The sequence below is a fragment of the Campylobacter concisus genome, assembly GCF_003049065.1.
GTDB lineage: Bacteria > Campylobacterota > Campylobacteria > Campylobacterales > Campylobacteraceae > Campylobacter_A > Campylobacter_A concisus_BE.
The window spans coordinates 1-11,067 of sequence record NZ_PISC01000017.1 but is presented as its reverse complement, the minus strand read 5'-3'; the positions used below and the strand labels follow the sequence as shown (position 1 = coordinate 11,067).

At 39.5% G+C, this 11,067-nt stretch carries 12 protein-coding genes; 7 read left to right on the top strand and 5 right to left on the bottom strand.

What is annotated here, in order from left to right; genetic code table 11:
• Positions 1-1,061, top strand: a 1,061-nt coding sequence (locus CVS81_RS09630) for a Cj0814 family flagellar-dependent secreted protein (protein WP_234399558.1), incomplete at its 5' end; no start/stop codon positions are given.
• 9 nt (positions 1,062-1,070) lie between these two features.
• Positions 1,071-1,874: a cell surface protein gene (locus CVS81_RS09625; RefSeq protein ID WP_107965831.1), complete on the top strand. Its 804-nt coding sequence runs from the start codon at positions 1,071-1,073 to the stop codon at positions 1,872-1,874.
• Positions 1,875-1,901: 27 nt separating this feature from the next.
• Here CVS81_RS09625 and CVS81_RS09620 read toward each other — a convergent pair whose 3' ends face one another.
• From CVS81_RS09620 to CVS81_RS09600, 5 genes are read right to left on the bottom strand one after another with little or no spacing between them, the layout of a single operon-like run.
• Positions 1,902-2,954, bottom strand: a complete 1,053-nt coding sequence (locus CVS81_RS09620; protein ID WP_107965830.1) for a Cj0814 family flagellar-dependent secreted protein — start codon at positions 2,952-2,954, stop codon at positions 1,902-1,904.
• A 57-nt stretch (positions 2,955-3,011) separates the two neighbouring features.
• Positions 3,012-4,352, bottom strand: a complete 1,341-nt coding sequence (gene radA, locus CVS81_RS09615; RefSeq protein WP_107965829.1) for a DNA repair protein RadA — start codon at positions 4,350-4,352, stop codon at positions 3,012-3,014.
• Complete coding sequence (locus tag CVS81_RS09610; protein WP_107965828.1) at positions 4,327-4,689, bottom strand: VanZ family protein; 363 nt, start codon at positions 4,687-4,689, stop codon at positions 4,327-4,329. Before CVS81_RS09610 ends, radA begins: the two co-directional genes overlap by 26 nt.
• Entirely contained in the window at positions 4,682-5,548 is an 867-nt protein-coding gene (gene ftsY / locus CVS81_RS09605; protein ID WP_107965827.1) for a signal recognition particle-docking protein FtsY, read from the bottom strand. Before ftsY ends, CVS81_RS09610 begins: the two co-directional genes overlap by 8 nt.
• Positions 5,548-6,183 carry a TlpA family protein disulfide reductase gene (locus CVS81_RS09600; protein WP_107965826.1) on the bottom strand — a complete coding sequence of 212 codons (636 nt, stop codon included), beginning with the start codon at positions 6,181-6,183 and terminating at the stop codon, positions 5,548-5,550. Before CVS81_RS09600 ends, ftsY begins: the two co-directional genes overlap by 1 nt.
• Positions 6,184-6,232: 49 nt before the next feature.
• Here CVS81_RS09600 and CVS81_RS09595 point away from each other — a divergent pair, with 49 nt between their 5' ends.
• Genes CVS81_RS09595 through CVS81_RS09575 form a run of 5 tightly spaced genes read left to right on the top strand, consistent with a single transcriptional unit; the run spans position 6,233 to position 10,860 of the window.
• A complete protein-coding gene (locus tag CVS81_RS09595) occupies positions 6,233-6,877 on the top strand; it encodes a 5-formyltetrahydrofolate cyclo-ligase (protein ID WP_107831851.1) in 645 nt (214 codons plus the stop codon).
• Positions 6,798-8,351 carry a ribonuclease Y gene (rny, locus tag CVS81_RS09590; protein WP_103612657.1) on the top strand — a complete coding sequence of 518 codons (1,554 nt, stop codon included), beginning with the start codon at positions 6,798-6,800 and terminating at the stop codon, positions 8,349-8,351. The genes CVS81_RS09595 and rny overlap by 80 nt, the downstream gene beginning before the upstream one ends.
• Positions 8,352-8,360: 9 nt before the next feature.
• Positions 8,361-8,957, top strand: coding sequence for a lipid-binding SYLF domain-containing protein (locus CVS81_RS09585; RefSeq protein WP_107965825.1), 597 nt, complete (start codon positions 8,361-8,363; stop codon positions 8,955-8,957).
• Positions 8,957-9,523 (top strand): DedA family protein, encoded by a 567-nt coding sequence (locus CVS81_RS09580; RefSeq protein ID WP_199907177.1) that lies wholly within the window; start codon positions 8,957-8,959, stop codon positions 9,521-9,523. Before CVS81_RS09585 ends, CVS81_RS09580 begins: the two co-directional genes overlap by 1 nt.
• Positions 9,520-10,860 (top strand): DUF945 family protein, encoded by a 1,341-nt coding sequence (locus CVS81_RS09575; RefSeq protein WP_107965823.1) that lies wholly within the window; start codon positions 9,520-9,522, stop codon positions 10,858-10,860. Before CVS81_RS09580 ends, CVS81_RS09575 begins: the two co-directional genes overlap by 4 nt.
• Positions 10,861-11,067 lie beyond the last annotated feature (207 nt).

The following is an 11,067-nucleotide window of genomic DNA, read 5'->3' as shown; positions in this document are numbered from 1 at the left end:
ACCAAACGAGCTCAGAGGTTTTGGGCTACAAGGTAGATAAGGATGGCTACTTTACAGATGAGTTTAATAAACAAGCTGGCATCCCAAGTGATTATAAAATTCACTCAAGCACGCTGGAGTCGTTAGTCAGATCAAACGACATAATAGACCCAGACATCAAGAATTTTAAAAGCATCGATATAGCTAAAACTGTTGGCAACGCTTATAGGTTGCTAGCTCAAGTGGTTGGCGAAGATACACTAAATTCAAAGGACAGCTTCAGCGCAGAAGATATAAGAAATTTCCCTCAAGGCTTTTCTTATGATCGTCAAAGCTTGCAAGTGGATAAAAGATATGCTAGTGCTAGTGAGTATTCTGCGGTAGAAGATAGCTTTGTGCATACGCCAACAAAGACCATAAGCACGCTCTTTTACAATGGCTCTTTGTCTATTGCGGCAGATAAGCAGATACATCCAAAAAATGTAACATACATCTTTAACAACGCAAATGGCGGCAAAGAAAACACGGTCATTGGTATATTTATGGATCCACACGGAGAGAAATACACTAACAAAGATGGCTCTATAACCAAAGGCGGCCTCATAGCTGGTGTGCTAAATCACAACCTAGACATATACGAGGGAGAAACCACTGCGATAGGAAAATATGGTGGCTATGATAAAAACATCAACGCAAAAGAATTTCAAAGGTCATTTAACGCCTTTAATGCTATGTGGCAAATGGCTTATGGTATAAATTTCTCAAAAGCAGATGATGGTGCTGTCTCTATGCTGCCTGATTATATGCAAGATTATGTAAGACACAGACAAAGCCTTGATAAATTTAGCGACCAAGAAGACGAGCTCTCATTTAAAAAGATGATGGAACGTAATCTAAAAATGCTAAAGCTACTCTTTGGTGAGATAGATAAAGATGGTAAAAAGAGCAAAGACTTTATGGATAGCTTTTTGAAATTTAGCATGCCACCTTTAAATTTAGTAAAAGAGCTAAATGAAAACCCAGCTGGAAAATACCTAATAGATACGCTTGGTATAAAAAGAGATGTTGATATAAAGGCGTAAGGAGCTTAAATGATAACTAGCATAAACGGACTTAGCAACACATCGATACAAGATAACACCATTCAAAAAGAAAATGTAGCCAAAGAAGGCAAGCAAGACAAAAACGCTACCGAAGAAAAATTTGACTACTCAAAGAATCTTTTTAAACCCTGGAGCGAAACTATAAAAGAATTTATAGATATAGACAAAAGCAAAGAGGGCTGGATAGCAGATACTATAAATCGAATTGATAATATGCTGTCTGATTACACCATTCAAGAAAGACGGGCTTTATCAGCAAAAAGAGAGCCAGAAACTATGGAAGAATTTAGAGTTCGCGAACTCCAAGATTACATGGACTGGTTGCTTACAAACTCTGTTGATGGCAAGCCAACAATAAATGGCTTTATGATTGGTCTTGGCACAGCAGAAGAGGAGGCTGACCTAAGAGCATTTATGGACAGCATGTCTTCTCTTTATCCAAATAATAACAAGGAGTCACTTAGTCTTTTAAGTAGAACCGATCTAAGCATAGATGAATTTAAAACATTATTTGCCAAAGCAAGAGAAAAAGCAACAAAAGATGTTGAAGAACAAAGAAAGCAGATAATCAAAGAAGAACAAGAATACAATGCAAATTTCGCTAAAGAGCAAAGCGAGAAGAAATTTAAACCTATGCAGGTTAAGAAGAAGTATGAGACCTATGATATAAACAAGGATCAAAAATTTCTCTATGCAAGAGAGCTTTTAAATTTCAAAGAAAAAAGAGGCATAGATGTCTTAGAGCTTATCCAAAAGATAGATAAGAAGCAAATTTTAAATAAGATGGCTTAACTGGCTAAAGATAGCCATCTTATAAATTTATCTATTTAAATTTTTTGTCTCGTTTTGAAGCTTTGTGGCATGAGCTAGCACACTATCTACTATCTCGCTAGCACTTTTGCCATCTTTTGAAGTGAGCAAATTTCTTTTTAGTAGCTCTTCTAAGATAAATTTGATCATCTTCTCATTTTTCAAAAGCCTTGAGAGAGGCACTATATCATCAGCTAAGCTTTGCTCGTTCATTAGCTTTGAGTAAGAGCTTGCTTCTGCGCTAAGCTTTGTCTCGCCACTATCACTAGCGATAGGGCTAAAACTCTTTAAAAATCCCACAAATACACCAGCATTGCTATAAGTATCATCTGCTTGATATACCGACATATCAGGGTTAAATGTATATTCGTCACTAGCTCTTGCGTCAAGATGTTCTTTGCTAAAATTTAGCTCATAGACCTCGTGGCTTACCCCAAAGCCTCTAAGCTCATCTCTAACGCTCTTTGCATCATTAAATTGATCAAATGTTTTATATACATTTGTAACAGATATCAGGCTCACATCTTTTAAGAAATTTGCATTTTTACCAAAGGTTTTTTGGTTGGTATCCAAGCTAAAGCCTTTTGGTAAATTTACTAGATCAGCCTTGCTATATCTATCTTTTTCATCTCCTACGATGTTTTTAAAAAGTTTATAGTAGTGCTTTGTGGTATCAGCTACATCTATCTTTTCAAATGCAGCCTTGCTTCTATCTTGCGTAAAGAGATATGCTTTATTGTTGTATCTAACTATCTCATCAAGCGTGCTTTTATGGATTTTAAAGTCTTGTGGCAAGCCTGCTGCTTTATTAAAATCAGCTCCCATAAAGCCAGCTTTATCTACTGTGTAGCCATAAGCTTGAAGGTCATTAAAATTTAAAGAGGTAAGGCTATTTTGTGAAGAAGTAGTATAAGCAAATTTAGCTGGTTCTTGGCTTGGCTTACTACTCTCTTCTTTGACACTTTGCTTTATAAGATCACTAAAATTTAAAGACCTATCTTGTTTGTGCTTTTGATGAGTGTATGAATTTACATTTGTGCTTGAGATGCTAATATCATTCATGGTTTGCTCCTTGATATTATCTGTCAAAGAGCAAGCATGATTTGTTCCAGAGTAAATTTACATCCACTCAAGCACTTGCGTGATATCTTTGGTGTAAAAGCACTTTAGACCTTGCGTGTCAAGCGGTTTGTTTGGGATGATCGCATTTTTAAATTTCTGCGTTTTTGCCTCTTTTAAGCGTTGATCGAGGTTGAAAATTTCTCTTATCTCGCCGTTTAGGCTTAGCTCACCGATGAAGACGCTGTCCTTACTGATAGGGCGGTTTTTGAAGCTACTGATTATCGCCGCGATGACGGCTAAATCAGCCGCAGTCTCACTTATCTTAACGCCACCTGAAACGTTTATAAAGACGTCGTAGTGCCCAAGTGGAATTTCAAGCTTTCGCTCAAGAAGTGCTAGCAGCATATCTAGGCGGTTTCTCTCAAAGCCAGTCGAGCTTCGCTTTGGATAGGCGCTTTCGCAAACAAGCGCCTGAATTTCGATGCTAAGCGCCCTTGAGCCTTCCATTATGATGGTGATCGCGCTGCCACTCATCGCCCCGCCACGTGTGAAAAATTTACTCGAAACCTCGTTTGCGCTCACCAGTCCGTGCTGGCTCATCTCAAATATACCAACCTCGCTCGTCGAGCCAAAGCGGTTTTTAAACCCACGCAAAATTCTAAGCTCTCTGCTCGCGTCGCCCTCAAAATAAAGCACCACATCGACCATGTGTTCAAGCACTCTAGGTCCTGCGATTGAGCCCTCTTTGGTTATGTGTCCGATGATGAAAACGCAGATATTTTGGCTCTTTGCAAGTCTCATCAGCTCAAATGTGATCTCTCGAACCTGCGTGATCGAGCCTGGCGCGGAGGTTATATTTTGACTATAAAGCGTTTGAATGGAGTCAATGACTAGCACCTTGTAGTCGCTCTTTTGCACTTCTAGCATGATATCTTCTAGGCAAATTTCAGTTAGCAGGTATAAATTTTTATCCACAGCATTTAGCCTATCAGCTCTCATTTTTATCTGGCTTTGGCTCTCTTCGCCACTTACATAGAGCGTTTTTCTGCCATCTTTTGCTAAATTTGAGCCGATTTTTAGAAGCAGGGTTGATTTGCCGATGCCTGGGCTACCGCCTATTAAAACAAGCGAGCCCTCGACCACGCCACCACCAAGAACAAGGTCTAACTCGCTATCTTTTGTGCTAAATCTCGTAAAATTTTGAATTTCAACTTCGTCGATGCTTATGGCTTTGCTGGGTGTGCCACTACTTTTTGCTATCTCTTTACTTATCTTTATCTCTTGCTGGCTAAGCTCGACAAAGCTATCCCAAGCCCCACATTGTGGGCATTTACCAAGCCACTTTGCTTGTTGATTACCGCAGGCTTGACACTCAAAAACTGGCTTTGCTTTTGCCATAATATATCCTTTTTAAAATTTCAACTACTATCACTCCAAAGGCCGCTCCGATCATATCTGCTACGATGTCAAGCAGGCTAAAGCTCCTGTTTGGTAAAAGTGCCTGAACGAGTTCTATCTGCATGCCAAAGGCTAAAAGTAGGGCTAAATTTTTAAAAATTTTAAACTCATAGCCAAGGTAGAGCAGTATATAAAGGACGAAAAAGGCTAAAAAATGGTTTGCTTTGTCCCACGAATTTTCGATGATTGCGGGACTTTTTGGAGTAAATGCAAGAAAATCAATCGCCAAAAGAGTAGCGAAAAAGCAAATTTTACTAAGAAATTTTACCCTACTCAAAAATGGCGTCCATCAGCTCGTCTAAAAACTCGTCTGGGTTAAATTTGATGATATCATCCATGCTCTCGCCAACGCCTATATAAAATATAGGTAGCTCAAGCTCTCTTGCCACGCCAAATAGCGCTCCGCCCTTTGCAGTGCCGTCAAGCTTTGTGATGATGACGCCATCAAGCGAGACGATATCGTTAAATGCCTTTGCCTGCGCGACGCCAGCGTTGCCCTGCGTGCCATCAAGGATGAGGATCTTGCGGTGAGGCGCCTTTTCGTAGGCTTTTTTGCTGATACGAACGATCTTGTCAAGTTCGTTTGCTAAATTTGTCTGGTTTTGAAGCCTGCCAGCCGTGTCTAGGATGACGCGGTCGATGCCTTTTGCAAGGGCTGAGCTGATCGTGTCGTAAGCCACAGCTGAAGGATCATGCCCTTGCTGGGTGGCGACTATCGGCACATTTAGTCTGATCGACCATTGGCGCAGCTGCTCGATCGCCCCAGCTCTAAATGTATCACAAGCGCCCAAAATGACGCTTTTGCCGTTGTTTTTATATAAATTTGCTAGCTTTGCGATGGTTGTCGTCTTGCCAGCGCCATTTACGCCAAGGATGAGATCGACAAATGGCTTGTCAGGCTCGATCACGCGCTCCTTTTCGTAGATAAAATAGCTACTCATAACGCGTCTTAGATCGTCTCTGCTCACTTCATCTTGTGGTGGCAGATAGTATAAAATCTCCTCCACGATCTCGTAAGCCACGTCAGCTTCTAGTAAAATTTCCTCCAAGCTCTCTTTGTCGATCTTTTTTGACTTTTTAGCCGAGCTTATCGCTCCAAAGGTCTTTTCAAAGCCTCTTTTCAAAAACTCAAGCATTATTTTATAGCCCTATTTATGTCAGTTTCAAGCATCTCTTCAGGCACAAGACCGATGTAGCCTTGAGCGTAGTCGCCATTTGCTTTAAAAAGTGCAGATGCAGGGAGTCCTTTGATGCCGCCCATCGCCTTTTCAAATAAGAAATTTCCCTCGCCAACTGCGATGTCGTATTTGATCTTATACTTTTGAGCAAATTCTTTAACCTCGTCCTCACTCTTGTCTTCAAGCAAGACAGCAACGATGTTTAGCTCGTTTTTAAATTTTTCACTTAGGTTGTTTAAAGATGGGATCTCAGCCTTGCAAGGTGGGCACCAAGTGGCGAAAAATACATAAAGTGTCGCTTTTTTGCCATCTTTTACGTCAAAGCCGTTGCTTCTTTTTGTGATCTGCATAGTTGTGCCGTTAAGCAGTTTTAGGCTTATATCTTTCACTTCGTCACTTTGTGTGCTCTCATTCATTTTTGGAGTGAGTGTGTCTTTGCTTAAATTTTCATCTTTGCTGGCATTTTCTTCTAAATTTTTACTTTGCACAGCTGGCTCGCTAGTGTTTTGCTCGCTCTTTTTGTTAGAGTCGTCGCTGCATCCGAAAAATGCAAAAAGACAAAGTGATGTTATAATTGCGTGTTTTAGTGTCATAAATTTCCTTTTGAAAAATGTTTCAGGATTATACAAGAAAGAGCATAAAATGAGCGTTAATTTAGAAAAAAACGAATTTAGAAAAAATGCAAGAGCAAATTTGATAAAGCTCACTAAATTTAGAGCAAAATGCACGCATTATAAGGCGGCAAAAACGCTTTTAAATTTGATAAATTATACAAATTCTAAAAAGGTGCTCTTTTACCTGCCGCTTAACTACGAAGTCGATGTGCTTAAAATAAGACGAAATTTATCACATAAATGTGAAATTTTTGCCCCTTTTATGGTAGGTCTTAGCTTAGAGATGGTAAGATTGCGACTGCCATTTCTAACTTATAAATTTAATGTCAGACAGCCATCTGGCAAAAAAATGAATAATGTTAAACTTGATATGGCGGTAGTTCCAGCGATTGGGGTTGATGGAGCTATGGCAAGGATAGGGCACGGAAAAGGATTTTACGATAGATTTTTTGACACTTTGCCCGTTAAGCCAAAACTGATAGTTTTCTTAGAGGTAAAAGACTTCTACACCAAAGATGTGCTCTCGCAGGCGCACGATGCAGTGGGAGACTTTTATATAACCCCAAGTAAAAATTATATAAAAAGAGGAATAAATGATAGAGGTTTTAATAGGCTTAGGAGCCGGTGTGGTGGGCGTTGGAGCAGGGTATCTCTACGCCAAAAAGATAAATGATGCAAACTACAACATATTTTTAGAGCAGGCAAAAGCAAAGGCAAAAGCCATCGAGTATGAAGCTGAGCTAACGCTTAAAAACTCTAAAATTTCAGTGCAAGAGGCTGAATTTGAGGCTAAAAAAAGATACGACGACAAGACGACAAAGCTTCAAAAAGAGTATGCAAGTAAATTTGATGAGCTGACCAAAAAAGAGAAAATTTTGCTAAATGAGCAAGAGCTTTTAAACGAGAGCAAAGAGCTTTTTGAAAAAGATAAGCACGATGCGAAGGTCACTTACGAAGAGGGTTTAAATTTAAAAGCGACTTATCAAAACAAAGTAGAAGAGGCGATAAGAGTGCTTGAGCACGCTGCTGGCTTAACGGAGGAAGAGGCAAAAGAGGTCGTGCTTAAAAAGGTCGAAGAGAAGTCACGCGCCGACATCGCTCACATCGTTAGAAAATACGAAGAAGAGGCAAAAAGAGAGGCTAAAAAGAGGGTTAATTACATCTTGGCGCAGGCTACGTCAAGATTTGCTGGAGAATTTGCGGCTGAACGTCTGATAAATGTCGTAAATATTAAAAACGATGAGCTAAAAGGCAGGATAATTGGCAAAGAGGGACGTAACATCAAAACCCTTGAAATGGTGCTTGGCGTTGATATCATCATTGATGATACCCCGCATGCTATCATCTTAAGCAGCTTTAACCTTTACAGACGTGCGATCGCAACAAGAGTGATCGAGCTTTTGGTGGAGGACGGTAGAATTCAGCCTGCGAGGATAGAGGATCTTCATAAAAAAGTGACTGAAGAATTTGAGCAAAGCATACAAGAAGAGGGTGAGAATATCGTCATGGATCTTGGTCTAAATAAAATTCATCCAGAGATAGTAAAACTAATAGGCAAGCTTAAATTTAGAGCAAGCTACGGTCAAAACGCCCTTGCTCACAGCCTCGAAGTAGCTCACCTCGCTGGCATCATCGCAGCTGAGTGTGGCGGAGATGAGAAGCTAGCAAAAAGAGCTGGCATACTTCACGACATCGGTAAAGCGCTAACTCACGAGTACGAGGGTAGCCACGTCGATCTTGGAGCTGAAATTTGCAAACGCTACAAAGAGCATCCAGTCGTCATCAACGCGATCTATGCTCACCACGGACACGAAGAAGCTACAAGCATAGAAAGTGCTGCTGTTTGCGCAGCTGACGCACTAAGTGCAGCTCGTCCAGGAGCAAGACGTGAGGTGCTTGAGAGCTTCTTAAAACGTGTCGAAGAGATCGAAAACATCGCAAAAAGCAAAGAGGGCATCAAACAAGCTTATGCGATCAATGCTGGCCGTGAGATCCGCGTCATCGCAAATGCTAAACTCATAAATGACGATGAGGCAGTGCTTGTGGCAAAAGAGATAGCTCAAGAGATCGAGAGCAAGGTGCAGTATCCTGGTGAGATAAAAGTAAGCGTCATTAGAGAGACTCGCGCTGTTGATTTTGCGAAATAACGGCAAGATATGAAATTTCTTTTATCAATAATAATATTTTTCTCGCTTGGCTTTACTAGCGAGGAGCTCGTGCTAGACTCGGCAAATTCGTTTATAACGACGATGAGAGGCGCTAGAAATGCTCCTATAAAAGAGCTCATCGAGCAGTCAAAAGCGACGATCATCTTTCCAAGCGTGAAAAAAATAGGCTTTGTAGTTGGCGGTATGGGTGGCGACGGCATAATGGTCGTTGGCAACCTAAATTCGCCAACTGAAATTTTACCAGTTAGCATAAGTGGCGGCAGTATCGGCATCCAGCTTGGCTACGAAGATAGCTCGCTTGTGCTATTTATATTTAAAGATAGCATCATCTACGACATAAAAGATGCCAAGATCACGCTTGATACGAAGCTTTCAGTAGCATTTGGCGATATCGGACGCAATTATAATAAAGTAAGCGATTTTAAATTTTCAAACGACATCTACGCATATGCTGCAAATGATGGATTTTTCGCAGGAGCAAGCTTTGGCGGAGCAGTGATAAGCGCAAAGGATGAAATTTTAAAACAAAGTGGCTACGCATACGAGCAACTAATATCTTCAGCTTCTAAACTTTTGGGGCAATGATGCAAGATATTATAAACTCAATCTCAACTTACGGCTACATCGTGCTATTTTTTTACAGCCTTGGTGGTGGCATGGTCGCGCTTATCGCCGCTGGGATATTAAGCTTTGCTGGTAAAATGGACATCTCTCTTAGCATAATCGTCGCTGCCGTGGCAAATACGATCGGCGATACTTTGATCTTTTACGTCGCAAGGTTTAATAAAAGCTCACTTATGCCTTATGTAAAAAATCACAAAAGAAAGCTTGCCTACGCTGGAATTTTGGCAAAGAAGCATGGCGATAAGATAATATTTATCAAAAAATTTATCTACGGCGTCAAAACTTTGGTGCCTATCGCACTTGGACTTACAAAATACCCTTTTTATAAATTTAGCGTTATAAATTTGATCTCTTCAGTGCTTTGGGCAGTGATCGTCGGTCTTGCTAGCTATAAAGCAGGGGATTATTTTATGAGTGTGAGCAATTATCTTGGCGAGCATGGCTATATCATGCCACTTGCCATGGTTGGCTTGTTATTAGGTATCTGGTTATTTTTACAACACATTACAAAAAGGAGAAAAGCATGAAAAAGGTGATATCTGCTCTAATCGTAGTTATCGTGGTCGTCGCAGGCGCTGTTTATTTTGCCTCAAACAAGGTCGAGGAGAACTATCAAAGGATAGTTGATAGACTAAATGATGTGAATGGCTTTAAAGTTTCAGAAAATAGCTATCAAAAAGGCTTTTTTGGCTCAAAAGGATCGTTTGATCTTATCGTTTCAAAGGATCTTTTGAAAAATTTGGCTGGCAAAGATGTAGATGAGGATCTAAATTTCAAGGTAGAAAATGAAATTTCTCACTCAGTGCTTGCATTTGTAAATGGCTTTGATATCGACTCAAAAATTTCTATACAAAATGAGGCGATAAAAAATATCGTAGCTTCATTTCTTGGGTCAAACGTCGTCGCAACGGCTAAAACAAAGGCTAGCGTGAGTGGCGATAAAGACGTAAATGTTAAATTTAGTGATATTGACTTTAGCGATAAGCAAACTATGAACGTACATACAAAGGATGTGAAATTTGGTTTGAAACTGGACGCAAAAGATAATGTAAATAGTGCAAATTTGGGTCTTGAGAAAGTTTCATTAAAAGACCTTAACGAAGAAAATAAAGCAGAAGTTAATCTTGAAGGCGTCGATATAGATACAAGCTACACTGTGCCAGTTGAAATTTCAAAGATATTTGAGAGCAAGCTAGCTCCTTACATAGCAAAGGCTAAGATCAAAAAGCTAGCATTATTAGATGAAAAGGATGGCAATGTCGCTTTAGACGATCTTGAATATAGCTCGAAATTTGAAGTCTCAAATGATCTTGGCAGCTCAAATGACGTGGTGAAGATAGGCGCAGTTGCTGTCAATAAAGTGAAATTTACAGATTTTATCTTAGATAGCAAGATAGCAAATATCAACGTGCCAACTATAAATAATATACTTGATAGACTAAGTAATGTAAATGTTGATACAAATGAGAGTATCTTTGCTGGGTTAAATTTGGACGAAGTAATGGGTCAAATTTTAGAGAAAAATCCAAGTGTGAAAGTGGATACATTAAGCTTTAAAAATGGCGATAATGCGATAAATTTAAAACTAGATGCCGCTATCAATGGCTTTAAAAGCGGAGAAAGTCAGCTTGCGATCTTTGACAAGCTATCACTTAATGGTGAGCTAAGCGTGGATGAGACTTTGGCTAAATTTTTTGATACGCTCTTCCCTGAGATGACTCTTATCGAGCCAACACTTATATCTGCTGGATATTTAAAAGAAGATGGTAAAAAAGTAGTAAGTAAATTTAAGTACGATCCAAATAAAAAAGATATTATTTTTAATGAAAAGGTTGGACTTCAAAATTTCTTTATGGGCTTTTAAAAAATAGCCTGATTTTTATCTACTTTTAAGCATCACTTCTATATACTTCACTTTCTGTTTTGCAGAACGCAGAACAGAAAGTTCTTTTAACTTACAATTGTTAAACTATTAGTCAATCTTTGAAATCTAAACAAGTGATCGATTGAGCCAGTCTATTATGATTAAATAATAGATTAGACAAACTAATATAAAAACTAAAAGTTTTTT

What these genes read in the sequence shown, in the direction of transcription:
- CVS81_RS09625 (WP_107965831.1), top strand. Translation starts at nt 1,071, where the DNA reads ATGATAACTAGCATAAACGGACTTAGCAACACATCGATACAAGATAAC.
- CVS81_RS09620 (WP_107965830.1), bottom strand. Translation starts at nt 2,954, where the DNA reads ATGAATGATATTAGCATCTCAAGCACAAATGTAAATTCATACACTCAT.
- radA (WP_107965829.1), bottom strand. Translation starts at nt 4,352, where the DNA reads ATGGCAAAAGCAAAGCCAGTTTTTGAGTGTCAAGCCTGCGGTAATCAA.
- ftsY (WP_107965827.1), bottom strand. Translation starts at nt 5,548, where the DNA reads ATGCTTGAGTTTTTGAAAAGAGGCTTTGAAAAGACCTTTGGAGCGATA.
- CVS81_RS09600 (WP_107965826.1), bottom strand. Translation starts at nt 6,183, where the DNA reads ATGACACTAAAACACGCAATTATAACATCACTTTGTCTTTTTGCATTT.
- CVS81_RS09595 (WP_107831851.1), top strand. Translation starts at nt 6,233, where the DNA reads ATGAGCGTTAATTTAGAAAAAAACGAATTTAGAAAAAATGCAAGAGCA.
- rny (WP_103612657.1), top strand. Translation starts at nt 6,798, where the DNA reads ATGATAGAGGTTTTAATAGGCTTAGGAGCCGGTGTGGTGGGCGTTGGA.
- CVS81_RS09585 (WP_107965825.1), top strand. Translation starts at nt 8,361, where the DNA reads ATGAAATTTCTTTTATCAATAATAATATTTTTCTCGCTTGGCTTTACT.
- CVS81_RS09580 (WP_199907177.1), top strand. Translation starts at nt 8,957, where the DNA reads ATGCAAGATATTATAAACTCAATCTCAACTTACGGCTACATCGTGCTA.
- CVS81_RS09575 (WP_107965823.1), top strand. Translation starts at nt 9,520, where the DNA reads ATGAAAAAGGTGATATCTGCTCTAATCGTAGTTATCGTGGTCGTCGCA.